28 protein-coding genes are annotated in these 22,417 nt (G+C 64.5%); 20 read left to right on the top strand and 8 right to left on the bottom strand.

The window, feature by feature from the left end; genetic code table 11:
* Positions 1 to 5 precede the first annotated feature (5 nt).
* Entirely contained in the window at positions 6 to 656 is a 651-nt protein-coding gene (locus LOM8899_RS06380) for a DUF1801 domain-containing protein (protein ID WP_093991238.1), read from the top strand.
* Here the strand turns inward: LOM8899_RS06380 and dalA are convergent.
* Positions 653 to 1,165: a divisome-associated lipoprotein DalA gene (gene dalA / locus LOM8899_RS06375; RefSeq protein ID WP_093991237.1), complete on the bottom strand. Its 513-nt coding sequence runs from the start codon at positions 1,163 to 1,165 to the stop codon at positions 653 to 655. The two genes, LOM8899_RS06380 and dalA, sit on opposite strands and share 4 nt — an antisense overlap.
* Positions 1,166 to 1,324: 159 nt before the next feature.
* Between dalA and LOM8899_RS06370 the strand changes: the two genes are divergently transcribed.
* The 4 genes from LOM8899_RS06370 (at position 1,325) to LOM8899_RS06360 (ending at position 3,103) form a co-directional block, all read left to right on the top strand.
* The gene (locus LOM8899_RS06370) at positions 1,325 to 1,933 is read left to right on the top strand and encodes a L,D-transpeptidase (RefSeq protein WP_093991236.1); all 609 of its coding nucleotides are present in this window, start codon (positions 1,325 to 1,327) and stop codon (positions 1,931 to 1,933) included.
* A 100-nt stretch (positions 1,934 to 2,033) separates the two neighbouring features.
* On the top strand, positions 2,034 to 2,315 hold the full coding sequence (locus LOM8899_RS23695; RefSeq protein WP_245820449.1) for an exonuclease/endonuclease/phosphatase family protein: 282 nt from the start codon (positions 2,034 to 2,036) through the stop codon (positions 2,313 to 2,315).
* Positions 2,316 to 2,330: 15 nt separating this feature from the next.
* Entirely contained in the window at positions 2,331 to 2,834 is a 504-nt protein-coding gene (locus LOM8899_RS23690) for an endonuclease/exonuclease/phosphatase family protein (RefSeq protein WP_245820448.1), read from the top strand.
* A gap of 80 nt (positions 2,835 to 2,914) precedes the next feature.
* Entirely contained in the window at positions 2,915 to 3,103 is a 189-nt protein-coding gene (locus tag LOM8899_RS06360; protein ID WP_093991235.1) for a hypothetical protein, read from the top strand.
* On the opposite strand, the gene hemH is transcribed toward LOM8899_RS06360, so the two are convergent.
* Both hemH and LOM8899_RS06350 read right to left on the bottom strand, forming a co-directional pair.
* A complete protein-coding gene (hemH, locus tag LOM8899_RS06355) occupies positions 3,100 to 4,179 on the bottom strand; it encodes a ferrochelatase (protein WP_093991467.1) in 1,080 nt (359 codons plus the stop codon). The genes LOM8899_RS06360 and hemH overlap by 4 nt on opposite strands.
* A 60-nt stretch (positions 4,180 to 4,239) precedes the next feature.
* Complete coding sequence (locus tag LOM8899_RS06350; RefSeq protein ID WP_093991466.1) at positions 4,240 to 5,070, bottom strand: methyltransferase domain-containing protein; 831 nt, start codon at positions 5,068 to 5,070, stop codon at positions 4,240 to 4,242.
* A gap of 28 nt (positions 5,071 to 5,098) precedes the next feature.
* On the opposite strand from LOM8899_RS06350, the gene LOM8899_RS06345 reads away from it, so the two are divergent.
* The 5 genes from LOM8899_RS06345 to LOM8899_RS06325 are packed head-to-tail and all read left to right on the top strand — an operon-like array spanning position 5,099 to position 8,179.
* Positions 5,099 to 5,815 carry a ComF family protein gene (locus LOM8899_RS06345; protein WP_093991234.1) on the top strand — a complete coding sequence of 239 codons (717 nt, stop codon included), beginning with the start codon at positions 5,099 to 5,101 and terminating at the stop codon, positions 5,813 to 5,815.
* 36 nt (positions 5,816 to 5,851) lie between these two features.
* Positions 5,852 to 6,109 (top strand): glutaredoxin 3, encoded by a 258-nt coding sequence (gene grxC / locus LOM8899_RS06340; protein ID WP_093991233.1) that lies wholly within the window; start codon positions 5,852 to 5,854, stop codon positions 6,107 to 6,109.
* The gene (locus LOM8899_RS06335) at positions 6,106 to 6,939 is read left to right on the top strand and encodes a carbon-nitrogen hydrolase family protein (RefSeq protein ID WP_093991232.1); all 834 of its coding nucleotides are present in this window, start codon (positions 6,106 to 6,108) and stop codon (positions 6,937 to 6,939) included. Before grxC ends, LOM8899_RS06335 begins: the two co-directional genes overlap by 4 nt.
* Complete coding sequence (locus LOM8899_RS06330) at positions 6,936 to 7,379, top strand: MarR family winged helix-turn-helix transcriptional regulator (protein ID WP_093991231.1); 444 nt, start codon at positions 6,936 to 6,938, stop codon at positions 7,377 to 7,379. Before LOM8899_RS06335 ends, LOM8899_RS06330 begins: the two co-directional genes overlap by 4 nt.
* The gene (locus LOM8899_RS06325) at positions 7,376 to 8,179 is read left to right on the top strand and encodes a GNAT family N-acetyltransferase (RefSeq protein ID WP_093991230.1); all 804 of its coding nucleotides are present in this window, start codon (positions 7,376 to 7,378) and stop codon (positions 8,177 to 8,179) included. Before LOM8899_RS06330 ends, LOM8899_RS06325 begins: the two co-directional genes overlap by 4 nt.
* Here the strand turns inward: LOM8899_RS06325 and LOM8899_RS06320 are convergent.
* Positions 8,176 to 8,583 (bottom strand): GFA family protein, encoded by a 408-nt coding sequence (locus LOM8899_RS06320; RefSeq protein WP_093991229.1) that lies wholly within the window; start codon positions 8,581 to 8,583, stop codon positions 8,176 to 8,178. The two genes, LOM8899_RS06325 and LOM8899_RS06320, sit on opposite strands and share 4 nt — an antisense overlap.
* A gap of 282 nt (positions 8,584 to 8,865) precedes the next feature.
* On the opposite strand from LOM8899_RS06320, the gene LOM8899_RS06315 reads away from it, so the two are divergent.
* The 10 genes from LOM8899_RS06315 to mnhG all read left to right on the top strand — a co-directional run bounded on the left by LOM8899_RS06315 (position 8,866) and on the right by mnhG (position 18,903).
* Positions 8,866 to 9,969 carry an ABC transporter substrate-binding protein gene (locus LOM8899_RS06315; RefSeq protein WP_093991228.1) on the top strand — a complete coding sequence of 368 codons (1,104 nt, stop codon included), beginning with the start codon at positions 8,866 to 8,868 and terminating at the stop codon, positions 9,967 to 9,969.
* Between the two features lie 52 nt (positions 9,970 to 10,021).
* Positions 10,022 to 10,882 (top strand): ABC transporter permease, encoded by an 861-nt coding sequence (locus tag LOM8899_RS06310; RefSeq protein ID WP_093991227.1) that lies wholly within the window; start codon positions 10,022 to 10,024, stop codon positions 10,880 to 10,882.
* Positions 10,879 to 11,661 (top strand): ABC transporter permease, encoded by a 783-nt coding sequence (locus LOM8899_RS06305; RefSeq protein ID WP_093991226.1) that lies wholly within the window; start codon positions 10,879 to 10,881, stop codon positions 11,659 to 11,661. Before LOM8899_RS06310 ends, LOM8899_RS06305 begins: the two co-directional genes overlap by 4 nt.
* On the top strand, positions 11,661 to 12,719 hold the full coding sequence (locus tag LOM8899_RS06300) for an ABC transporter ATP-binding protein (protein ID WP_093991225.1): 1,059 nt from the start codon (positions 11,661 to 11,663) through the stop codon (positions 12,717 to 12,719). Before LOM8899_RS06305 ends, LOM8899_RS06300 begins: the two co-directional genes overlap by 1 nt.
* A 218-nt stretch (positions 12,720 to 12,937) precedes the next feature.
* Positions 12,938 to 15,811, top strand: a complete 2,874-nt coding sequence (locus LOM8899_RS06295) for a monovalent cation/H+ antiporter subunit A (protein WP_093991224.1) — start codon at positions 12,938 to 12,940, stop codon at positions 15,809 to 15,811.
* A gap of 1 nt (position 15,812) precedes the next feature.
* Positions 15,813 to 16,163, top strand: coding sequence for a Na+/H+ antiporter subunit C (locus LOM8899_RS06290; protein WP_093991223.1), 351 nt, complete (start codon positions 15,813 to 15,815; stop codon positions 16,161 to 16,163).
* Positions 16,160 to 17,719: a monovalent cation/H+ antiporter subunit D gene (locus tag LOM8899_RS06285; protein ID WP_093991222.1), complete on the top strand. Its 1,560-nt coding sequence runs from the start codon at positions 16,160 to 16,162 to the stop codon at positions 17,717 to 17,719. The genes LOM8899_RS06290 and LOM8899_RS06285 overlap by 4 nt, the downstream gene beginning before the upstream one ends.
* A gap of 1 nt (position 17,720) precedes the next feature.
* Positions 17,721 to 18,221, top strand: a complete 501-nt coding sequence (locus tag LOM8899_RS06280) for a Na+/H+ antiporter subunit E (protein WP_093991221.1) — start codon at positions 17,721 to 17,723, stop codon at positions 18,219 to 18,221.
* A gap of 5 nt (positions 18,222 to 18,226) precedes the next feature.
* Complete coding sequence (locus tag LOM8899_RS06275) at positions 18,227 to 18,517, top strand: K+/H+ antiporter subunit F (protein WP_211096169.1); 291 nt, start codon at positions 18,227 to 18,229, stop codon at positions 18,515 to 18,517.
* A complete protein-coding gene (gene mnhG, locus LOM8899_RS06270; protein ID WP_093991220.1) occupies positions 18,514 to 18,903 on the top strand; it encodes a monovalent cation/H(+) antiporter subunit G in 390 nt (129 codons plus the stop codon). The genes LOM8899_RS06275 and mnhG overlap by 4 nt, the downstream gene beginning before the upstream one ends.
* Positions 18,904 to 18,923: 20 nt before the next feature.
* On the opposite strand, the gene LOM8899_RS06265 is transcribed toward mnhG, so the two are convergent.
* From LOM8899_RS06265 to LOM8899_RS06250, 4 genes are read right to left on the bottom strand one after another with little or no spacing between them, the layout of a single operon-like run.
* Positions 18,924 to 19,682 carry a glutamine amidotransferase gene (locus tag LOM8899_RS06265; protein WP_093991219.1) on the bottom strand — a complete coding sequence of 253 codons (759 nt, stop codon included), beginning with the start codon at positions 19,680 to 19,682 and terminating at the stop codon, positions 18,924 to 18,926.
* On the bottom strand, positions 19,679 to 20,683 hold the full coding sequence (locus LOM8899_RS06260) for a LacI family DNA-binding transcriptional regulator (protein ID WP_093991218.1): 1,005 nt from the start codon (positions 20,681 to 20,683) through the stop codon (positions 19,679 to 19,681). The genes LOM8899_RS06265 and LOM8899_RS06260 overlap by 4 nt, the downstream gene beginning before the upstream one ends.
* Positions 20,671 to 21,426, bottom strand: a complete 756-nt coding sequence (locus tag LOM8899_RS06255; protein WP_093991217.1) for a creatininase family protein — start codon at positions 21,424 to 21,426, stop codon at positions 20,671 to 20,673. The genes LOM8899_RS06260 and LOM8899_RS06255 overlap by 13 nt, the downstream gene beginning before the upstream one ends.
* Positions 21,423 to 22,325, bottom strand: a complete 903-nt coding sequence (locus tag LOM8899_RS06250) for a hypothetical protein (protein WP_093991216.1) — start codon at positions 22,323 to 22,325, stop codon at positions 21,423 to 21,425. Before LOM8899_RS06250 ends, LOM8899_RS06255 begins: the two co-directional genes overlap by 4 nt.
* Between the last annotated feature and the right edge of the window lie 92 nt (positions 22,326 to 22,417).

Raw genomic sequence — 22,417 nt, 5'->3', positions numbered from 1 at the left:
ACGCGATGAGCGAACCGGACCCGAAGGTCACAGCCCAGATCGACAGCGCCAAACGGTGGCGTGACGAATTGCGTGCGCTTCGGGCGATCCTGCTCGACACGGAACTCAGCGAGACCGTCAAGTGGCGGAACCCCTGCTACACCTATGACGGTGGCAACGTCGCCATGCTCTACGCGCTCAAGGATTGCGCCGCGGTCAGCTTCTTCAAGGGGTCGTTGATGAGTGATCCCAACGGAATCCTGCTCAAACCCGGTGAAAACAGTCAGGCCTCGCGCTGGATGAAGTTCGACGAGGGTCAGGGCGTCGGCCAGATGGAGCCGATCCTGCGGGCCTATGTCGAAGAAGCCATCGAGCTTCAGAAATCCGGCGCCAAGGTCGATTTCAAGCGCGACGAGCCGTTGGAGCTTGTGCCGGAAATTCAGGCCGTTCTTGCGGCCGACCCTGAATTCAAGGCCGCCTTCGAGGCCCTGACCAGAGGGCGGCAGCGGGGCTACAACCTGACCATCGGCGGCGCCAAACAGTCCAAGACCCGCACGTCACGGATCGAAGGCTACCGGGACCGTATCCTGCAGGGCAAAGGGATCCATGACTGCATCTGTGGGCTGTCCAAGCGGTTTCCGCGGTGCGACGGATCTCACAAGCAGCTCAAGACCTAGTTGCCCAGAACGAGGGTCCACCAGATCTTGCCACCGTCTTCCTGATACCACGACAGGCCCATCCGGGTCGCGCTGCGATCCAGCAAGACGGCGCGCGTCTCGGGCATCTCGATCCACGCAGCCAGCGTCTCCAGCTCGGTTTCAAAGGTTTCGGAGATGGTCTCGCCGACAAGGTTGCCGGCATAACCGACCCGCCGGATCCGGTCGATCGGTGAGGACCCGTCCGACCCGAAATGCCACGGGCGGTTCTGCACGGCCATATCGCGTGAATGGGTCGCGGCGGCGGCCGTAAGCTGGCTGTCGAGCACGAGCGGCCCGGCGCCGGAAGCGCTGCGCAGGGTGTTCAACCCGTCCAGCACGCGAAACGGGATCTCCTCGGCGTCCTGGGGCGTGATGCGGTAGACCTGTTGCACAGGCAGACCGTCCGGGCCAATGGCCGCTGATCGTCCCGAAGAACAGGCCGCAAGCCCCGTAAGAGCCATGCCGATCAAGAAATTCCGCCGCAACATGCTGTCACCTTCCGATTGTCCTCATCTTGCTTAGCGACAAGCGTGACGCACTTCAAACACGGATCGGCGCAGACTGGCCGATCTGACGTGAGTTTGATTTGCGGCGCGACCTTGAAACATCTAATTTGCGCTCAACCAATCCAAGGATGGACGAGGCACATGACCCGCGATGCAAAAACCGGCCTGAACCGGCGCAGATTTATCACCACGACGGCTGCGGCCCTCGGCGGAACGCTCGCCGCTCCGGCGCTTGCCCAGACGATGCAGAACTCGACACAGGTCGAACGCGATCTGAACGAGGTGCAGCGCAACATCTCCAGCTTCCGGTCGCTCGACTGGCAGCCGTATTTCGCCAATCTGAACAACGGCGCGATCCTTTGTGATATCCAGTCGCGCGCACTGCATTTCTGGTCCGAGGACGGCAACACCTACCGGCTCTATCCGACGTCGGTGCCGCTGACCGACGATCTGACCCGGCTCGGGTCCACCTCGGTCACGCAAAAAGTGGTCGCGCCCACGTGGCGGCCCACCCCGTCCATGCGCGAGCGCAATCCCGAATGGCCCGAAGTCGTCGAGGGTGGCGATCCGAACAACCCGCTCGGCCCGCTGGCGCTGTATTTGTCGTGGCAATACTACCGGATTCACGGCACCCACGACACGCGCAAGATCGGACGCCGGTCGTCGAACGGCTGCATCGGCCTCTACAACGAGCACATCACAGAGCTGTTCGAGTTGGCCAACGTCGGCACGCAGGTTCTGTTGATCTGACACGTTCCAGCGATGGAACCGGACAAGGCCCCCGATGCGGGGCCTTTTTCATTGCCTCCCCGTGTGCGATCCATCACCTTGCGCACACGGAGGAATAGCGATGCGGATCATTTGCCTGAATGGCTGGGGCGGCAAACTTCACGCCGAACTCGTGGCTTATGTCGGGGCCGAGCAGCCCGACGTTCTGTGCCTGCAAGAAGTGGTGCACAGTCCGCAAACGGATCAGGAGTGGCTGACCTACCGCGACGGCGACCATGTGCTGCCACAACGGGCCAATTTCTTTTCCGATGTCTGCAAGGCGCTTCCCGATCACGTCGCGACGTTCTGCCCCGCCGCGCAGGGCGTGCTCTGGGACGGTGACGTCGCGATCCCGTCTCAATAGGGGTTGGCGACTTTCGTGCATCGGTCGATCCCGGTCATCGGTCAGGCCCAAGGCTTTGTCCACAAGGCGTTTTCACCCGACGGCTACGGCGAACACCCCCGGTCGCGCAGCGCCCACGCGATCCGGGTCCATGATTTCGCGCGCCAGCGCCCGGTCAGCATCACCCATATGCACGGGCTCCGCGATCTGGCTGGCAAGATGGACACGCCAGAGCGGGCAGCGCAGGCAGACAGGCTACTGGCGCTATCTGACCAGGTCTCCGAGCCGGGTGACCTGCGGGTCGTTTGCGGCGACTTCAACGTCGAGCCGGAGAGCGAAACGCTGACAAAGCTGCACCGCGCCGGGTTCACCGAATTGGTCACGTCACGCGGGTTCACCAGCACCCGCAATTCGCACTACACCAAACCGGCGCGTTTCGCGGACTACATGCTGATCGACCAACCGGAGGCGGTGGGCCATTTCGACGTGATCTTTGATCCGGAAGTGTCGGATCACTGCCCGCTCGTGCTGGAAATCTAGGGCGGCACCGCGGGGATTTACTTGTCCAATCGTTCCCACAACGTGTTAGGCTCTGACAACGCAGTCCACCGGAGCCCCAGATGAAGCCCCTGATCCTCGCAGCCGCCCTCGCAACCGCCACGACCGCCCACGCCGATCAGAGCTACACGCCCGCACCACAAGCCGTGCTGGACGCCACCGCGGGCGAGGAAACCATGGACCGGGTCCTGCCCTACATGATGCTTTCGATCGTCGCCGTCATCGCCCTGCTGGCGGGCAAGAGCAACTAGTCGAGCCAACCGCGCAGGTTGTCTTCGATCACGCCGGACAAGGCCTCGATGTGCGCGGGATCGTCGTTGAGGCAGGGAATATAGGTAAACGCCTCGCCGCCCGCATGTTCAAAGCTCTCGCGGATTTCCTCGTTGATCTCTTCCAGCGTCTCGATGCAATCGGCGCTGAACGCAGGGGCGCAAACCGCAATGCGTTTCTTGCCCATCTCAGCCAACCGGGCGACCTCTTCCACAGTGTAGGGCTTGAGCCATTCTTCGGGGCCAAAGCGGCTCTGAAAGGTGGTGGTGATCTCGGTCTTGTCCCAGCCAAGCCGCTCGCGGAGCAGCCGCGTCGTCTTCTGGCACTGACAGTGATAGGGGTCGCCCTCACGCAGGTAGCGTTCCGGCACGCCGTGGTAGGAACAGACAAGCACCTCCGGCTTTTCCTCCGCCGCGGCATAGGCCCGCTCGATGGATTGCGCCAACGCCTCGATATAGGCCGGCTTGGCGAAATAAGGCTCGACGACGCGGGCCACGGGCTGCCACTTTTCCTCCATCAGGGCGCGGAAGAACTGGTCGTTGGCGGTGGCCGAGGTGGCGCCGGCATAATGCGGATAGAGCGGGAAAAACAGGATCTTGGTGCAGCCCGCATCGACCATCTCGCGGACCTTGGACTTGGTCGAGGGATTGCCATAGCGCATGCAGAAGTCGACCATCACGTCGTCGCCGTACCGGGCCTGCATCTGGGCGCGGATCGCATCGGTCTGATCGCGGGTGATCGTCAATAGCGGACTCTCGTCGCGCTCCGTGTTCCAGATCGAGCGATATGCGGCCCCGGACGAGAAGGGGCGCTTGGTCAGGATGATCAGCTGCAACAGCGGCTGCCACAGCCAGGCCGAGTAATCGACCACTCGCTTGTCCGACAGGAATTCGTTCAGATACCGGCGCATCGACCAATAGTCTGTGCCGTCAGGCGTGCCGAGATTGGCCAGCAGGATGCCGACACGGGCCGGTTTGACCTTGGGATGATCCGAAGGGGCGTGGGCAGGGCATACAGCGACGGTCTCGGTATTCGCTGGCGACGTTGCATCGAACATTGGCCGATCCTTGGCAGTCATTTCAGGCTTCCTGTTCAAATAGGCGATTTGGTGTCGCGGTCAATTCCCCGACGGATCAAGGGGTGTCTCCGTCGTCTTTAGCGCATCGGCAAGCCGAGTCGAGGCGGAACCGGGTCGCAGGGGCTGGGGCTGGCTGGCGGCCGGGGCCCACCCGGTGAGCGTGACGACCTCGAAGGTGGCGGTGATGCGTCCGTCGGCATCGGCAAAGCTCTGGGCATAGATCTCGGCCGTGCGCAGCATCACGGCGCGTGTGGTGGGGCGGGTCAGTCGGGCAGCGACGGCGTTGGTCTCGCCCATGGCCCGCAGATCGCGCATCAGGTGCAGGGCGCTGGCATAGCTCACCGGGATCACATCGCTGTCGGCCACCGGCAGGGCAAAGCCCGCCCTTTGCAGCAGGCCGCCCAGATCGCGGATCTCTCCCATCGGAGCGACGCGCGGAGACAATCCGCCGGTCACTTCCGTCTCGGCCTGCGCAAGGCAACGGCGCAATTCCTGCAGGGTCTGCCCGCCAAAGAGGGTCGCCAGCAGCATCCCGTCCGGGCGCAGGGCATGGCGGCACTGGACCAACTGCCCGACCGGATCATTGGCCCAGTGCAGCGACAGGGCGTGAACGACGAGGTCGTGGCTGTCGGTTTGCAGATCCAGTACCTCGGTGTCGGGCACGATCCGGGCGCCTTGCAGGCGATCCTGCCACAGCGACGGCCACGGGCTGACAATCGCCGGTGCCGTAAACGTTCTGTTAACCTCTTCCAGCCTCTCCTGACATCCATCGGCGACATGCGCCTGCAGGAACAGCTCCGGGGCCCGCGCTGCGCGGGCGCGGTGGCGCTCTACGGCGGCGCGGTCGAAAAGGGGTGGCGGCGTGGTCATGCCGCTCATGTAAGGGGGCGAGACGAAAATGCAAAGCGCACTGCGCATCATCTATCCGGCCCGTTGCATGACCTGCGGCGATCTCGTCGAGACGGATTTCGCGCTCTGCGGGCCCTGCTGGCGGGATACGCCGTTCATCGCCGGGCTTGTCTGCAACGCCTGCGGAGCGCCGCTGATGGGGCACGACGACGACCCGAACGTGCTTTGCGACGATTGCATGGCGGTCGAACGGCCATGGTCACGGGGGCGGGCGGCCATGCGCTACGCGGACAACGGTCGGAAAATGGTGCTCGGCCTTAAACATGGCGACCGGACCGACATCGCCAGCTCCGGCAGCCTGTGGATGTCGGTCGCGGCGCAGCCGATGCTGCAGGACGACACCGTTCTCGTGCCGATCCCGCTGCACTGGACCCGGTTGTTGCAGCGCAAATACAACCAATCGGCCCTCTTGGCCAAGAACGTCGCCCGCCACCTCGACAGGCCGTTCCTTGCGGATTCGCTGGTCCGAACGAAACGCACGGCCAGCCTCGGCGGCAAGACCCAGGACCAAAGGTTCGATACGCTGGCGGACGCGATCCATCCGCATCCACGACGCGGGCGAAAGCTGCAGGGCAAATCGGTCATGCTCGTCGATGACGTGATGACCTCCGGAGCCACCCTTTCGGCGGCGACAGAGGCGGCAATGCAGGCCGGCGCAAAAGATGTTTGCGTCCTGCTACTGGCCCGAGCGGCGAAAGAGGCTTAGATCATGGGGTGAGTTCCACAAAGGACACGATCAACCATGAGCACAGTCGAAATCTACACCACGCCCACTTGCGGGTTCTGTCACGCGGCCAAACGGCTGCTGACATCCAAGGGCGCCAGCTTCTCCGAGGTCAACGTCATGGCACAGCCCGAACGGCGGGCCGAGATGACCCAGCGGGCCAACGGCGGGCGGACCGTCCCGCAGATCTTCATCGACGGCAAGCACATCGGCGGCTGCGACGATCTCTATGAGCTGGACCGGGCCGGGAAACTCGACCCGCTGCTGTCGGCATGAAAACCGCGCTCCTCCAGCTTTGCTCCAGCGACGACCCGGCCGAGAATATCCCGGTCATCACCCAGATGATGCGCGAAGCGGCGGGCGCAGGTGCGGGCTTCATCGCCACGCCGGAGATGACGAATTGCATGTCGGGCAGCCGGTCATGGCAGGAAGACGTTCTGCAATCCGAGGCCGACGATCAGACCCTCGCCGCCCTCCGGACCGAGGCCGCGTCGCTGGGCGTCTGGCTGCTGATCGGCTCGCTCGGGCTCAAGACCACCGACGCCGACGGTCGCTTTGCCAATCGCTGTTTCGTCGTCGACCCCGGCGGGCGGATCGCGGCCCGATATGACAAGATCCATATGTTCGACGTCGATGTCTCGCCCACCGAAACCTACCGCGAATCGGCGGCCTATCGTCCCGGCGATCGAGCGGTCACGGCGCAGACCCCGTTCGGAGAGCTTGGGCTGACGATCTGCTATGATGTGCGGTTCGCTCATCTGCATCGCGCCCTCGCCAAGGCCGGGGCCGAGATCCTGACCGTCCCGGCGGCCTTCTCGCCGGTGACCGGTGCGGCGCATTGGGAGACGCTGCTTCGGACGCGGGCGATCGAGACGGGGTGCTACGTGCTTGCCCCCGCGCAAACCGGCACCCATCCGACCCATACCGACAAGACCCGGCGCACCTACGGGCATACGCTCGCCGTGGCGCCTTGGGGCGAGGTTCTGGCCGATGCTGGAACCGAGCCGGGGATCACATATGTTGATCTGGACAGGCAGGAAGTGGCAAAAGCGCGGGGACGCATCGCCGCCCTCTCACACGACCGCCCCTACCAAGGCCCCGAATGAGCAATGAGATCGACAACCTTGCCGTCACGCTCTTCAGCGAGATTCTCGCTGTGGACCAGCTTGCCCGCAACAGGCTGGCCAAGGCTCTGCCCAAGGGGATGGAGTTGTCGCATTTCTCGGTTCTCAACCAGTTGGCCCACGGCGGAGCCGAGCGGACGCCCGCGCAGCTCGCCCGTACCTTCAACCTGACCCGCGGCGCGATGACCAACACGTTGGGCAAGCTCGAATGGGCGGGTTGGGTCCATATCCGGCCCGATTGGGATGATGCCCGGCGCAAGCTGGTGTCGATCAGCCCGTCCGGGCTGGCAGCCAGGAATGCCGCCGTCGCGGTGATCATCCCGATCATCGGAGAGGCGGTTTCCAAGGCGGGCGCCGATCAGGCCCGCCTGTCGCTCCCCGTTTTACGGGCGCTGCGCAGCGCGCTCGAGCTTCCGGAATGACCATGCGATCCCTCGGCATGGCCAGCGAGCGGCTGGCGCAGACGGGTATCAGCACCTTCGAGGAATATCCCGACAGGATCGTGCAACGCACACCGTCAGAGCCAAATTACTGGCACGGCAATCAGGTGATCTTTCTTGGGCCCACCGATCCATTGGATGCGGTCGCCCAGTTCGAGGCAGATCACCCACAGGCCGCGCACGGGGCCATCGTCTGGGATCTTTCTGGGCCGGATCCGGCCAGCATCGCGCCCGTCCTCGCCCCGCTTGGCTACGAGGCCGAAGCCTTCGACGTGCTGACGCTCACCGGGCCGATCCGCGCAGCGAAGCCGCCCGAGGGGATCGTGATCCGCCCGCTGCTCGGGAATGAAGACTGGGCGCAGGCGCTTGATCTGATGCTCGAAACGGCGACAGAAGAAGGCTACGATCCGGCCACGCATCTGCCCTATCTCGTGAATCGCAACGCCAACAGACGGCGGCAGATCGCCGACGGCCTCGGCGCATGGTTCGGCGCGTTCGACGGAGAGGTGTTGGTGGCCGACATGGGCATGTTCCACGATGAAAAGGTGGCGCGCTATCAATCGGTCGAAACCAAATCGACGCATCGGCGACGGGGCATCTGTTCGGCGCTACTTTTTCACTCCTACGCCTTTGCGCTAGGCCGGGCGCCGCAGGCCATGCCCGTCATCGTCGCCGAGGCAGACAGCAACGCAGGCAGGCTCTACCGCTCAATGGGCTTTGCGCTCGCCGAACAGATCGTCGGCGCGACCAAACCCAGCGACGGCGCCAAACTCCCGGCCTAGAACCACATATGGGCCACGGTGCGCCCGTCATCGGGCAAATCTTCCCACGTTTCCAGCCCATCGAAATGGCGGATCGGAAGGTGGGCGACGGTCTCTGGCTCGGACAGGCGAACGTTGACGGCGATTCTCCGGCGACCATCCTCTTGCGGATTCACACCGCGCCAGCTCGCGACACAGCCGCAGGTCGGGCAGAAATTGAAGGTGATGCCACCGTCGTCTTCGTCGAGGTCGCTGCGCAGATAGGCGGTTTGAGGGCCGGTCACGGTGATCCTCTCACCCTCGTAATCATAGATCCACAGCACGCCGTAGCGGCGACAGATCGTGCAGCTACAGGCCGTCGCGCTCTCGGGCATCCCGTCAAAGCGCCATTGAACGGCGCCGCAATGGCACGTTCCGGTCAGCATGGCTTCCCTCCCTCTTTGCTGTGCAGAGGCTAGCGGCGATCGGCACCTGCAGCAATTCGTTTCAGGGGCGCCGCCGATGGCAAAGGGATGCGATATTAAGCAAACGGCGCGCAAGCGATCAGGTTGCAGAGAGTCGGCGCGCCGGGTCAGTTTACGGCTTCCCAAGGTCCGAAGTTTGGGCCAAAGTCCGGCTCAAGTGTCATCCAACCGACACGCTGCGGAGGTATAGGGTCCGGATCATCGGAACCACAGCCACCCATCTTTGCAACAGGGAGTTGCCACATGCACCGTTCGATTTCTTTCGCCCCAACACTTGTCGCCGCTGCGCTTATCGCGTCGCAAGGCGTCGCCCAATCCATGGATGATCTCGTCGCCGCCGCCGAAGCCGACGGCCGGGTCACCACGATCGCCCTGCCGCACACCTGGTGCGGCTACGGCGACGTCATCGCCGGTTTCAAGGAGATGTATCCCAATATCGAGGTCAACGAGCTGAACCCGGACGCCGGCAGCGCCGACGAGCTCGAAGCGATCCGTGCCAACATGGGCAACACCGGCCCGCAGGCACCCGACGTGATCGACGTCGGTCTGGCCTTTGGCCCGGCCGCTCAGGAAGAAGGGCTGCTGCAGCCCTACAAAGTGTCTACATGGGATTCGATCCCCGACAGCGCAAAGGACGCCGACGGTCATTGGTATGGCGACTATTACGGCGTGATGTCGTTCATCGTGAACCTCGATCTGATCGACAACGTCCCGACAAGCTTCGAAGACCTGCTGAAGCCCGAATACGCCGGTGCTGTCGCCCTTGCCGGTGACCCGCGGTCGTCGAATCAGGCGATCCTCGCGGTCATGGCCGCAGGCATGGCCCGCGGCGCAGAGCCGGGCACGGCCGCCGCCGAAGCCGGTCTGGAATTCTTTGCCGAGCTGAACGCTGCGGGCAACTTCGTTCCCGTCATCGGCAAGGCCGGGACGCTGGCGCAAGGCACCACTCCCATCGTGATCCAGTGGGACTACAACGCGCTGTCCGCACGCGACACGTTGGCAGGCAACCCGCCGGTCGAGATCGTCGTGCCGTCGGATGCGGTTCTGGCAGGTGTCTACGTGCAGGCGATCTCCGCCTACGCACCGCAGCCCGAAGCGGCGAAGCTCTGGATGGAATATCTCTATTCCGACGAAGGTCAGCTCGGCTGGCTCGCCGGCTATTGCCACCCGATCCGGTTCAACGATCTGGCCGAGCGCGGCGTGATCCCGCAGGAGATGATGGATGCCCTGCCGCCGGCAGAAAGCTATGCCGCCGCCGTCTTCCCGACGCTCGATCAGGTGAACTCCAACCGCGACGCCGTCGTGTCCGGCTGGGATCAGGTCGTCGGCGCCAACGTCGTCGAATAATTGAAACGGGCGCCCCGGCTTTGGCCGGGGCGCAACGCACGGGGGCAAGTCCATGGCCGAAACATTGCGCGGACGCGCAGCGAACTGGCTCGGCCTCGTGCCTTTCATCGTCTTCGCGGTGCTGTTCCTGATCCTGCCGACGCTCTACATCGTCGTCGGCGCATTCAGAACGCCCGAAGGCGCGTTTACCTTCCAGAACATCATCGGGCTGAACACCGCCTCGATCCGAAACGCCTATTGGGTCTCGATCAAGGTCAGCTTCATGTCCGCCCTGCTTGGCTGCGCGATAGGTTTTGCCATCGCCGCCGCGATCACCCTGGGCAGTCTGCCCAAACGGGTGCGGGGGCCGATGATCACCTTTTCCGGGGTGGCATCGAACTTCGCCGGTGTGCCGTTGGCCTTTGCGTTCATCGCCACGATCGGTCCGGCGGGCCTGATCACCATGTATCTGCGGACCGAATGGGGAATCAATCTGCGGGTCTATGGCTGGAACCTGCTCAGCACATGGGGACTGATCGTCACCTACCTGTTCTTCCAGATCCCGCTGATGATCCTGATCATCACCCCGGCGCTCGACGGGCTGAAACGCGAATGGCGCGAAGCGGCCGAAGTGCTCGGCGCGACCGGGCTACAATACTGGCGGATGGTCGCCTTTCCGATCCTGTTCCCGTCGATCCTCGGGACGATGGCGCTGCTGTTTGCCAACGCGTTCGGAGCGGTGGCCACCGCCATCGCGTTGACCGGGCCGTCGTTGAATATCGCACCGATCCTGCTCTATGCGCAAATCCGGGGCGACGTCCTTGGCTCGCCCAATCTCGGCTACGCGCTCGCGTTCGGGATGATCGTCATCACCGGTCTGGCCAATACGATCTACATCGTGCTGCGCATCCGCTCCGAAAGGTGGCTCAAATGAACAAAGTCTTTGCCTGGATCGCGTTCCTGTTCGGGGTGCTCTACTTTATCCTGCCGCTCTTCGGCATGGCCGAGTTCTCGCTGTCGATGCGGCGGGGGGTCTACTCTCTCGACGCCTACCGGGTGGTGCTGGCCGATCCCCAGTTTCAGGCGACATTCACCTTCTCGGTGGTCATGGCGCTCGTGACGATCGCGTTTGGCATCCTGCTGGTGGTGCCGACGGCCTATTGGGTGCGGCTGAAACTGCCGGGAATGCGGCCTTGGGTGGAATTCGTCACCCTTCTGCCGCTGGTGATCCCGGCCATCGTCGTCGTTTTCGGCTATATCCGGCTTTACAACACCTCGTCGTGGCTGCCGATGACCGGGACGGCGACAGGCACCAATATCCTCCTGATGTTCGGCTACTCGATGCTGTCGCTGCCGTATATGTATCGGGCCGTCGACACCGGCCTGCGGGCCATCGACGTCGCAACGCTCACCGAGGCGGCGCAGAGCATGGGGGCAGGGTGGGGCACCATCCTCGCACGCGTGATCCTGCCCAACGTGCTGCCGGCCGTGTTGTCAGGCGCTTTCCTGACGCTTGCAATCGTCATCGGTGAATTCACAATGGCGGCGCTTCTCGATCGGCCCGCCTTCGGGCCGTACATGCAGATCCTCGGGGCCAACAAGGCCTACGAACCTGCCGCCCTCGCGGTGATCGCCTTTGCGATCACCTGGGCCTGCATGGGCCTGATCCAACTCTCCACCCGGTTTTCCAAACATACGAGGGCAATGTCCTGATGGCGTTTCTCGATCTTTCCAATCTGCAGAAATCCTTCGGGCAGAACCACGTGGTCAAGGATTTCTCGATCGCGGTCGAGCAGGGCGAGTTCGTGTCACTCCTCGGTCCGTCCGGCTGTGGCAAGACGACGGTGCTGCGGATGGTCGGCGGGTTCGAGACACCCTCCGCCGGGTCGATCACCATCGACGGGCGCGACGTGACCGGGCTTCGGCCCAACCAGCGCGCCATCGGGATGGTGTTTCAATCCTACGCCCTGTTCCCAAACCTGACCGTCGGTCAGAACGTCGCCTTCGGGCTCAAGGTCGCGGGCGTCGGGCGTGCCGAACGGGATGCGCGGGTCGCCGAGATGCTCGACCTCATCGGTCTGGCAGACCTCGGCGCACGCTATCCGTTCCAGCTCTCGGGCGGCCAACAGCAGCGTGTCGCACTGGCCCGCGCCTTGGCCCCCCGGCCCAAGGTCCTGCTGCTCGACGAACCGCTCTCGGCGCTCGATGCGAAAATCCGTGTCAGCCTGCGGACAGAGATCCGGGCGATTCAGAAACGGCTCGGCATCACCACGATCTTTGTGACCCACGATCAGGAAGAGGCGCTGTCGATGTCCGACAGGGTCGTCGTCATGTCGGGCGGCCGGGCGGACCAGATCGGGACTCCGTTCGAGATCTACAATGCGCCGGCGACCCGCTTTGTGGCCGGTTTCGTCGGCACGCTGAATACCTTCGACGCCGTCGTGACGGATCCCGCCACCGGCTCGGTCACGCTGAACGGATTGCCGCTGGCGCTCGACCGTCCGCTCGATGCCGCCAAGGGGGCGACCATCGGTGTCGCACTTCGGCCCGAAGCAGCGCGTCTGGGGCGTGATCCCAGCCGTGAAGTCGTTCTGCCCGCCACCATCACCGCCGTGCAGTTCATGGGGGCCGTCGTGCGGATCACCGCAGAGGTCGCCGGGCGGCGGTTCGATCTCGATACCTTCAACCGGGTCGATACCCCGCCGCCCGCCGTCGGAGGCGAGGCGGAAATCAGCGTCGGCGCGCGGGATTTCATTCTGCTGGGCGATTGATCGGCGCCGAGGTCCGGTACACCCGATCCAAAGAGGGCCGGCCTTCGCGCTCAATTGTCGCATCCAGTCGCGGTTGAAGCTGTTTTCAATGGCGCTACCGGTGCAGCGGCCGCGTGCCTTCACGCAAATTTATGACCCCACGGCACCGAGTTCGCTTGAGATCCCGGTTAAATTCCCACAAAAAGGCTCAACTTTCGAGTGTCAGATCAGGAGTTCGCGTGTCCCTCTTCCTTGTCGTCGCACTTCCCTTCTTAGGGGCCTTGCTTCCCGGTCTGATGAACACAGCCGGCCGCGCCGCCTGTGCGGGGGTGACCTTTGCGGTCAGTCTTGCGGCATTCGTCGGTTTGCTGACCAACCTGCCCGCCGTGCTGGCCGGAGAGATGGTCACCGCCCGTATCGATTGGATCCCGCTGCTGGGGCTCAACGTCACGCTGATGCTCGACGGGTTGGGGTTCTTCTTTGCGATGCTGATCCTCGGGATCGGGCTGCTGATCATCACCTACGCCCGGTTCTACCTCGCCCGCGAGGACAACATGGGCGAGTTCTTCACCTATCTGCTGCTGTTCCAAGGCGCGATGGTGGGGATCGTGCTCAGCGACAACATCCTTCTGTTGCTGGTGTTCTGGGAGCTGACCTCGCTGTCGTCGTTCCTGCTCATCGGCTATTGGAAGCACCTGCCAGAAGGTCGCCAGGGCGCGCGGATGGCGCTGACCGTGACGGGCATGGGCGGGCTGGCGATGATCGGTGGCATGCTGATCCTCGGCAATATCGTGGGCAGCTATGATCTCAGCGTGATCCTGCAAAACCGCGAGCTGATCCAAGGCTCGCCGCTCTATCTGCCCGCGCTGATCCTGATCCTTCTGGGGTGCTTTACCAAATCGGCGCAGTTCCCGTTCCACTTCTGGCTTCCGCACGCGATGGCGGCACCGACGCCGGTCTCGGCCTATCTGCACTCCGCGACGATGGTCAAAGCGGGCATCTTCCTGATGGCGCGGATGTGGCCGGTGCTGTCCGGCACGCCGGAGTGGTTCGTTCTGGTCACCGGGGCAGGGCTCATCACCATGGTGCTCGGCGCCGTGATCGCGCTGTTCAAGCATGACCTCAAGGCGCTGCTGGCGTTCTCGACGGTCTCGCACCTCGGGCTGATCACCATGCTCTTGGGCACCGGAACGGCCTTTGGGGCGATGGCGGCGGTGTTCCACATCATGAACCACGCCACGTTCAAGGCGGCGCTCTTCATGTCGGCAGGGATCATCGACCACGAAACCCACACCCGCGATATCCGGCGGCTCGGCGGGTTGCGGCACCTGATGCCGGTCACCTTCGGGATCGCCACGCTGGCGGCGCTGTCGATGGCGGGGATTCCGCTGCTCAACGGCTTCCTGTCCAAGGAGATGATGCTCGAAGAGGCCTACCACACCGTGCTCCTCGACTCGCACTGGCTGGTGCCGGGGCTGGCCGTGCTCGGCTCGCTGTTCTCGGCGGCCTATTGCTTCCGGCTGATCGGGCATGTGTTCCTTGGCCCGGTGCGGGACGATTACCCCCACAAGCCACACGATCCGGAGCCGGGGCTCTGGCTGCCGCCCGCGTTTCTGGTGGTGCTGGTGGTGGGCATCGGCATCGCACCGTTCCTCGTCGAGCCATTCGTCAAGCTGGTCACGGCATCGGTTCTCGGCGGCACGGCGGAGCTTCCATATCAGCATATCAAGATCTGGCACGGCCTCGTTCCGGCGCTCTACATGTCCATCGCCGCGGTCGTCGGCGGCCTGATCGTCGTCTCGGCCTTCAACCCGCTCCTGCGGCTGTGGGATGCCGCGCCCCGGCCCGAGGCAAAGCGGATCTTCGACGCGATCATCGGCGGGGTCGTGAGGCTGTCCGAGCGGGTGATCCACGGCGTGCACAACGGGTCGTTCACGCGCTATGCGGCGATCATGACGGTCGCCGTCGTGGCGGTTGGTTACCACGCCTGGGCCACCGGAACGGTCGGACCGGCCACGCGGGTGCCGCAAGTGGCAAGCCCGGTGCAGATCGCAGGCTGGGCCATGCTCGTCGCGGCGACCCTCGGTCTGGTGCTCTTGCACCGGAACAGGCTCCTGTCTCTGGTGCTCATCGGGATCGTCGGGCTCGTCGTGTCGGTCGGCTTCGTGTTCTTCAGCGCGCCCGATCTTGCGATGACGCAGCTCACGGTCGAGGTGGTGACGATCATTCTGCTGCTTCTGGCGCTGAATTTCCTGCCGAACCGGACACCGATCGAAAGCACCGTCCTGCGGCGCACCCGCGATGCGGTTCTGGCCGTCGCGGCCGGAGTGGCGACCATGGCGCTGTCCTACCACTATCTCTTGCGCGACACGATCAGCCCGAGCATCTCCGAATTCCACTTGGCCAATTCCTACAAGGGCGGTGGCGGCACGAACGTCGTCAACGTGATCCTCGTCGATTTCCGGGGCTTTGATACCTACGGCGAGATCATCGTGCTCGGGATCGCCGCCCTGCTGATCTATGCGCTGACAGAGGCGCTTCTGGATGGGCCGGTCCGGGCGCGGCTGCTCAATCGCAAGCCGACCGATCCGCGGGCGGGCGACATGCACCCGATGATGATGGTGGTCATGACGCGGGTCATCATGCCGGTGGTGATGCTGGTGGGCTTCTACATCTTCCTGCGCGGGCACAACGAGCCGGGCGGCGGGTTCATCGCCGGCCTCGTGGTGTCGATCGGCTTCGTGATGCAATACATGGCCAGCGGCTTTGCCTGGACATCGGCGCGGCTGCGCTACCCCTACCACGGGGTCATCGGGGCCGGGGTGCTGACCGCCGGGCTGACCGGGATCGGGTCCTGGTTCGTGGGCAAGCCGTTCCTCACCTCGGATTACACCTACGTGCGGATCCCGCCGTTTCAGGAATTCGAACTGGCGACAGCGGCACTGTTCGACCTCGGCGTGTTCCTCGCCGTGGTCGGGGCGGTAATGCTGTCGCTGGAAAGCTTCTCGCGATTGGCGCGGCGGGCGCATGTGCCGGATGTGGAACACCCGATGGACATCGACCCCTCGCGCGACGACCCGCCCGATCCACTCCAGCCAAGGACGGAGGCCTGACATGGAATTTCTCGTAGCCTCCGCCATCGGCGTGCTCACAGCAGGCGGGATATACCTCGTCCTGCGTTTGCGGACCTTCCCGGTCATCATGGGGGTGTCGCTGCTGACCTACGCGGTCAACGTGTTCCTCTTTGCCTCCGGTCGGCTGACGGTCGGGGCGCCGCCGATCCTGTCGGACGGAGCGGTTGCCTACACGGACCCGCTGCCGCAGGCGCTGGTGCTGACGGCCATCGTCATCTCCTTCGGGATGACGGCGGTGGTTGTGATGATCGCCCTCGGGGCCTATCTGGGTGGCGACGACGACCACGTCGACGATGACACCAAAGCCCCCGCGGCGGAGGACGCATCGTGAGCCACTGGATCATTCTACCCATCGTTCTGCCGGCGTTTCTGGCGCCGTTCATCGTGCTGGCGGCACGCTATCACATCGTGATCCAGCGGTCGGTGTCGCTGGCGGGTGTGTTTGCGCTCGTCGTGGTGGCCGCCGGGCTGGCGTGGCAAGCCTCCGACGGGACCGTCACGCTCTATCAACTCGGGGACTGGGCGGCGCCCTTCGGGATCGTTCTGGTGGCGGACAGACTGTCGACGCTGATGGTGCTGCTCACGGCGGTGCTGGCGTTCTTCGTCCTGCTCTACGCGGTCGGATCGCGCTGGGATTACAGGGGCTGGCACTTCCACGCGCTCTATCAATTTCAGCTCATGGGGATCATGGGGGCGTTCCTGACGGGTGACTTGTTCAACCTCTTCGTGTTCTTCGAAGTGCTGTTGATCGCCTCCTACGGTCTAATGATCCACCAAGGCGGCACGGTCAGGCTGCGGGCAGGGGTGCAATACGTGCTCTACAACCTGCTCGGCTCGACGCTGTTCCTGTTCGCGCTCGGCGCGATCTATGCCCAGACCGGCACGCTGAACATGGCCGATCTGGCCGAGAGGGTGCAGCTGATCGACCCGTCGGACACGGTCGGCATCCGGATCGCGGCGGTCCTGCTGCTCATGGTCTTTGCGATCAAGGCGGCGGTCGTGCCGCTGCACTTCTGGCTGCCGTCCAGCTATGCCGAAGCGCCCGCCCCCGTGGCCGCTCTCTTCGCGATCATGACCAAGGTCGGCGCCTATGCGATCATCCGTGTCTACACGATGATCTTCCCGCCCGATCTGGAGGCGACGGCGGGGCTGCACGGCTGGTGGCTCTTGCCGGCGGCGCTGGTCTCTCTTGCCATCGGGATGGTCGGGCTGCTGGCCGCGCGCAAGCTGGACCGGCTGGTGGCGTTCTCGGTGATCGGGTCGATGGGCATGGTGATGATCTCGATCTCGCTGTTCACCGCCGAAGGGATCACGGCGGCGCTCTATTACATCATCCACTCCACGCTGGCGGCAGGGGCGCTGTTCCTGATCGTCGATCTGGTGCGGTCCAGCAGGGCCGACCTCATGCTGACGGCACAGGCACCGGTGGCCGGTTCTGCGCTCACCGCGGGGATGTTCTTCATGGCGGCGATCGCGATGGCGGGGCTGCCGCCGCTGTCGGGCTTCGTCGGCAAACTGCTGATCCTCGACGCCTCCTTCGACACCGGGTCGGTCGCCTGGATCTGGGCGGTGATCCTGATCTCCAGCCTGATCGCCGTCGTGGGCTTTGGTCGGGCGGGCAGCGTGCTGTTCTGGAAATCGCAAAGCGTCGCGGTCGATCCGGGCGCCGAAGTTCAGGCCGCACCGTCGCCGCTGTCCTACGTGGCGGTCGGCGGACTGCTGGCGCTGCTTGTGGCGCATACGGTCCTTGCCGGGCCGATGACGCGCTACACCAGCGCGATTTCGGCGCAGCTCTTCGCGCCCGAACCCTACATCGCCACCGTGCTCGATACGCCGGGCAAACTGTCAGACCCCTATTCAGACACCGACGAAGAGGAGGCGCATTAGGATGAAACAGGCACTCCGCTGGCTGTTGCCGCACCCCTCGCTGACGCTCTTGCTCACGCTCGTATGGGTTCTACTCCAGCAGACCTATTCGCCGGGGATGGCGGTGTTCGGGCTGATCCTCGGGATCGTCATTCCGATCAGCACCGCGCGATGGTGGCCGGATCGTCCGGGGCGTTTCAGGTTGCTGCCGATGTTCAGCTACGTGCTGCTTGTGGTCTGGGACATCATCGTCGCCAACATTCAGGTGGCTTGGATCGTGCTCACCCGGCCCAATGCGCGGATCCGGTCGACTTGGGTGATCGTCCCGCTGGACCTTCGCACACCCGAAGCCATCACCGTGCTGGCCGGGACTATCACGCTGACGCCGGGAACCGTCTCGGCAGACCTCTCGGACGAAGGGCACAGCCTTCTGGTCCACGCGCTCGACACCGACGATCCCGATGCGGTGCGCGATGATATCAAGAACCGCTACGAACGGCGCTTGAAGGAGATTTTCGAATGACCGACATGGAAGCTCTCGCCAACAGTCTGATGACGTGGTCGATCTACGCGGCCTTTGTCATTGTCGCAGTCTCGCAAATCCTCGCGATGATCCGGCTCTATGTCGGGCCAAGCGTCGGTGACCGCATCCTTGCGCTCGACACTATGTTCATCAACGCCATCGCCTTGCTGGTGTTGATCGGGATTTTTCAGGGAACGCAGATCTACTTCGAGGCGGTGCTGATCATCGCCATGCTCGGCTTTGTCTCGACAGTGGCCTACGCCCGGTTCGTGCTGCGGGGGGACATCATCGAATGACCCTCTCTGCTCTCGCAACCTTCGCCATCTTCCTCTGCCTGATCATCGGATCGGTCTTCACGCTCGTCGCCGGGATCGGGCTGGTCAAGCTCAACGATTCCATGGCGCGGCTCCACGCGCCGACCAAGGCCGGCACGCTGGGGATCGGGGCGTTTCTCGTGGCCTCCATGATCAACAGCTTCACCTTCGGGGACGGCGCCCTGCACGAACTGCTGATCATGGGCTTCCTCTTCGTTACGGCTCCGGTCTCGGCCAATTTCATTGCCAAGGTCACGATCCACAAAGGCGCCTGCATGACGCCGCCGCCGCCGCCGCAGGACGACAACTGGGCCACGCTCAGCACGCCGGACGACGGGCAGAAGCCGGACGAACCCACCAGAGCCTGAGACTCGGCGCCGGGGCCGGGTCAGCCGATCCGGCCGGCGGCCCAGCCCGCCATATTCGCCCACAGGGCGGCATAGCCCGACCATTCCACAAAGGACGGCGGCGCCCAATGCGGCCCGCAATCGCTGGCAAAGGCGACACCCCGGCCCTTGCCGTGGGTGCCCGCCACCAACAGGGGATCGCCGCCTGCCGTGGCGACGATCTCGGCCCCGTCGCGTGCCTGCGCCCGGTTATAGCCCAGCAGGGCGGGCCAATCGCCGCTCACGCCCTCAAGCATGGGATGACCGGGCATCGCAAGCTCGGCCGTGACGCCCGCCGGGCATTCCACCCGATCATCGTGGCGCGAGAAGGTGACCGGCAGGGCTTCTTCCACCGGTGATCCGGCGTATTGCGCCTTGGCGTCGATCCCCTGAAAGGTGAGATAACCGCCCACCATGATCAGCCCGCCGCCCGCCGCCACATAGTCGCGGATCGAGGCCAGCCGATCGGGGCGAGCCTCCGCGCGGGCAAAGGTGTCGGGGTGAAGCAACAGCGTGTTCGCCCCGATATCGGACAACAAGACCACATCGAAAGCGCCCAGCGCCTCGGCCGTATCCGGAAAGTCCCGGGCGGCCACATGGGCCGGCTGATAGGTCACATCCCAGCCCGCCGCCTCGAGCGCCGCAATCAGATGGCCACCGCCCTCGGCATATTCCGTGGTGGTAAAGCTGTCGAAGCCCTTCTGGTGGATCGAATGCACGGTCCAGCTTTCGCCAGCCATCAGAATGCGGGGTTTGGTCATCGGACGAGTCCTTTCGGGGAAGCGGTCGAATTTCGGATTTGCAGGGTCACCGGCAGGATGGTCAGGCGCGGCACCTCCTCGCCGTTCAGGCTGGCCAGCAAGGTGTCAAAGGCGATCCGGCCCATCTCGGCCACCGGCTGACGGACGGTGGTCAGGGGCGGGTCGATCAGCGCGGCATAGAGGATATCGTCGAACCCGGTCAGCGACAGATCGGCAGGCAGAGTCAGCCCATTCTGTCGTGCCACCGTCATCACGCCGATAGCGATTTCGTCCGAACCGGTGACAATCGCGGTGGGGCGCGGGTCGGCGGCGAGCATCTCGCGGGCCGCGACCTCTCCGAACTCCCGGCGATACCGGCCAAAGGCACAGGGTCCGGCGGACAGGCCTGCCTCGGCCAGCGCTTCCAGATATCCGGCATAGCGTTGCTCGACGCTGGAGACGCCGCGTTGGCCCGAGATATGCGCGATATGACGATGCCCAAGCTCGATCAACTGGCGCGTCGCCGCCCGCGCACCTGCGGTGTTGTCCACGAACAGGCGCGGCAAATCCGGCCCCGGAATATCCTCGTCCAGCAGCAATACGTTTGTCAGCCCCTCCAGCGCCGCGGCGAGGGTGCCGTCCTGCGGAGTTCCGGTCATCAGCATCAGCCCATCGACATGGCGGTCGCGCAGGCGCTCGATTGCCGCCGTCTCGCGGGCCGGATCGCCTCGGGTCGAGGTGATCGACACTGCATAGCCATGATCGGCCGCAGCAACCTCCACCGCGGCGGCAAGCTCGGCAAAGAACGGGTTGTCGATCTCCGGCGTGACGAGGCCAATCGCCTCGGTCCGTCCGGTTGACAGGCGACGGGCCAGCAGGTTGGGCCGATAATCTAGCGCGTCGATCGCCGCCTCGATTCGGGCGCGAGTCTCGGCAGGCAGGGTGATCCGGCCATTCAGATGGCGCGACACGGCCGTGGGCGAAAGCCCCGCCGCACGGGCGACATCGCTCAGCGTGGCCATGGGCCCTCCGGCAGCCCGTGGCGGGCCATGAATGCTGTGATGAGGGGCAGGGCGCGATCCGCAATCCCGGTCAGAAACGCCTGACCCGTCTCGGAGGTCGAGGGGCGCGGATCTCCGAACACGCCGCTTTTAGAGATTTCGCGCAACTGCATCGGCTCCATGCCGAAGGTCGGCGGAAACTCCGGATACTCCGGCGCTGCCTTATCCATCTGCACAGCGTCGGGTCGCAGGGCGAGCATCATCGAGGTCTCCACCTCGTCGGCATGAAAGAACCCCGGCCCCGCGGGCGTGCTTTCGCACAGCGCCTCGGCCAATTCCTCCAGCCCCGGATGATCCAGCATCAGAACCGGCATCCCCGCCTCGCCAAGCAGCCGCGCCGCCTGCGCAACCGGATCGCGATTGCCGAAATGGGCGTTCACCGTGATCAGGGCGGGAATGCCCTGTCGCTTGAGGTCCAGCCCGATATCCACGACGAGCGCCCTTAGCGTATCGGGCCGGATCGACAGCGTCCCCGGAAAGCTCTGCGCCGTCGCCGCATCGCCATAAGCCAGTCCGGGCAGCAGAAACGCCCCCGTCCGGACAGCAACTTCGCGGGCAACGCCACAGGCCAGATCGTGATCCGTGGTCAATGGCAGATGCGCCCCATGCTGCTCGATCGCCCCGATGGGCAGCAACGCAGGCAGGCGCAGCGCCAAAGCCGCCTCGACCTCGGGCCACGTCATCCGGGCGAAATCGCGGATCATCTCCAACGCACCTCCGTCAACGGGGCCCCCGGCGCGATCGCTGCGAGCAGGGACTTGGTCGGCGGCCCATGATCTACCGCGCCGCCCTCTGGTTGAGCCAGCCACGCGGCGGAGATGTCGGACGGCGCGCCGCCTTCCGCAACCAGTGCTACCAACGCGGTCTGCACCGGGGCGAGCGTCGGGTTGAACGCCACGCTTTCAATGCTGCCGCCAGCAACCATCCGGCCCCCGGCCTCCAGCACCAGCGCGGCAGGCACACCGGAATAGGGCGCGTGGATCGGCGTCCGGCTCAGCAGCCGCGCGACGGTATCGGGCACCTCGCCCGCCACCTGCAATCCATGGCCGACGCCGGCAACAGCGCCAGGCTGATCCAGATAGCCGGGATCGAAGGGCCAGGGATATAGCTCGGCCAGCGACAGGCGATGCCCCAGAGGATCGATCAGGATCAGATCGTCGGCCCCGGCAAACTCGGTCAGCACCTGACGGCAATGCGCACAGGGATGCGCCTCGCCAATCGCCAGTTCCGCCAGCCCTTCACCCCGCTGAAACGCACGAATGGCGACAAAGCCTTCCCCGTGCAGCGTGTGATGCAGGCTCGTCCCCGGAAACTCCATGTTGCCGCCAAGGATCAGGTCGCCCGTCGCGGCGCCCAAACCCACAGCGCCCACCACAAAGCCCGAGATCGGCGGGCGCGACAGGCCCTTCGCGGTTTCGAGCAGGTGGCACATCAAATCCGAAACGCCGCCGAGGCCGAACCTGTCGACCAGGTCGAGCGCATCTGCGCGGGGCAACACGCCCGCCTCGATCAAGGGGGCCGCCGCATCGCGCACCGCCTCGGCGTCATGGCAGGCCAGCCGGGCAGGCACCTGCGGGTCGGCCTGAAACGGATTGCGACTCATCTTTGGGACCTCTGCCTAGCAACGCAGCAGCCGGGAAATGGCAAGCTGCCGTCGCGGTCATTTGGTGGGATAGCGTTTGACAACCCGGTTCA

Origin of the sequence: Flavimaricola marinus, assembly GCF_900184895.1 — a bacterium.
Taxonomy (GTDB): domain Bacteria; phylum Pseudomonadota; class Alphaproteobacteria; order Rhodobacterales; family Rhodobacteraceae; genus Flavimaricola; species Flavimaricola marinus.
Note: the sequence above shows the minus strand (reverse complement) of the source record. Positions and strands in the feature narration are given on the sequence as shown.

Bases quoted from the DNA above. Each gene is read 5' to 3' on its own strand.
- LOM8899_RS06380 (WP_093991238.1), top strand. From the start codon at position 6: ATGAGCGAACCGGACCCGAAGGTCACAGCCCAGATCGACAGCGCCAAA.
- dalA (WP_093991237.1), bottom strand. From the start codon at position 1,165: ATGTTGCGGCGGAATTTCTTGATCGGCATGGCTCTTACGGGGCTTGCG.
- LOM8899_RS06370 (WP_093991236.1), top strand. From the start codon at position 1,325: ATGACCCGCGATGCAAAAACCGGCCTGAACCGGCGCAGATTTATCACC.
- LOM8899_RS23695 (WP_245820449.1), top strand. From the start codon at position 2,034: ATGCGGATCATTTGCCTGAATGGCTGGGGCGGCAAACTTCACGCCGAA.
- LOM8899_RS06360 (WP_093991235.1), top strand. From the start codon at position 2,915: ATGAAGCCCCTGATCCTCGCAGCCGCCCTCGCAACCGCCACGACCGCC.
- hemH (WP_093991467.1), bottom strand. From the start codon at position 4,179: ATGTTCGATGCAACGTCGCCAGCGAATACCGAGACCGTCGCTGTATGC.
- LOM8899_RS06350 (WP_093991466.1), bottom strand. From the start codon at position 5,070: ATGACCACGCCGCCACCCCTTTTCGACCGCGCCGCCGTAGAGCGCCAC.
- LOM8899_RS06345 (WP_093991234.1), top strand. From the start codon at position 5,099: ATGCAAAGCGCACTGCGCATCATCTATCCGGCCCGTTGCATGACCTGC.
- grxC (WP_093991233.1), top strand. From the start codon at position 5,852: ATGAGCACAGTCGAAATCTACACCACGCCCACTTGCGGGTTCTGTCAC.
- LOM8899_RS06335 (WP_093991232.1), top strand. From the start codon at position 6,106: ATGAAAACCGCGCTCCTCCAGCTTTGCTCCAGCGACGACCCGGCCGAG.
- LOM8899_RS06330 (WP_093991231.1), top strand. From the start codon at position 6,936: ATGAGCAATGAGATCGACAACCTTGCCGTCACGCTCTTCAGCGAGATT.
- LOM8899_RS06325 (WP_093991230.1), top strand. From the start codon at position 7,376: ATGACCATGCGATCCCTCGGCATGGCCAGCGAGCGGCTGGCGCAGACG.
- LOM8899_RS06320 (WP_093991229.1), bottom strand. From the start codon at position 8,583: ATGCTGACCGGAACGTGCCATTGCGGCGCCGTTCAATGGCGCTTTGAC.
- LOM8899_RS06315 (WP_093991228.1), top strand. From the start codon at position 8,866: ATGCACCGTTCGATTTCTTTCGCCCCAACACTTGTCGCCGCTGCGCTT.
- LOM8899_RS06310 (WP_093991227.1), top strand. From the start codon at position 10,022: ATGGCCGAAACATTGCGCGGACGCGCAGCGAACTGGCTCGGCCTCGTG.
- LOM8899_RS06305 (WP_093991226.1), top strand. From the start codon at position 10,879: ATGAACAAAGTCTTTGCCTGGATCGCGTTCCTGTTCGGGGTGCTCTAC.
- LOM8899_RS06300 (WP_093991225.1), top strand. From the start codon at position 11,661: ATGGCGTTTCTCGATCTTTCCAATCTGCAGAAATCCTTCGGGCAGAAC.
- LOM8899_RS06290 (WP_093991223.1), top strand. From the start codon at position 15,813: ATGGAATTTCTCGTAGCCTCCGCCATCGGCGTGCTCACAGCAGGCGGG.
- LOM8899_RS06280 (WP_093991221.1), top strand. From the start codon at position 17,721: ATGAAACAGGCACTCCGCTGGCTGTTGCCGCACCCCTCGCTGACGCTC.
- LOM8899_RS06275 (WP_211096169.1), top strand. From the start codon at position 18,227: ATGGAAGCTCTCGCCAACAGTCTGATGACGTGGTCGATCTACGCGGCC.
- mnhG (WP_093991220.1), top strand. From the start codon at position 18,514: ATGACCCTCTCTGCTCTCGCAACCTTCGCCATCTTCCTCTGCCTGATC.
- LOM8899_RS06265 (WP_093991219.1), bottom strand. From the start codon at position 19,682: ATGACCAAACCCCGCATTCTGATGGCTGGCGAAAGCTGGACCGTGCAT.
- LOM8899_RS06260 (WP_093991218.1), bottom strand. From the start codon at position 20,683: ATGGCCACGCTGAGCGATGTCGCCCGTGCGGCGGGGCTTTCGCCCACG.
- LOM8899_RS06255 (WP_093991217.1), bottom strand. From the start codon at position 21,426: ATGATCCGCGATTTCGCCCGGATGACGTGGCCCGAGGTCGAGGCGGCT.
- LOM8899_RS06250 (WP_093991216.1), bottom strand. From the start codon at position 22,325: ATGAGTCGCAATCCGTTTCAGGCCGACCCGCAGGTGCCTGCCCGGCTG.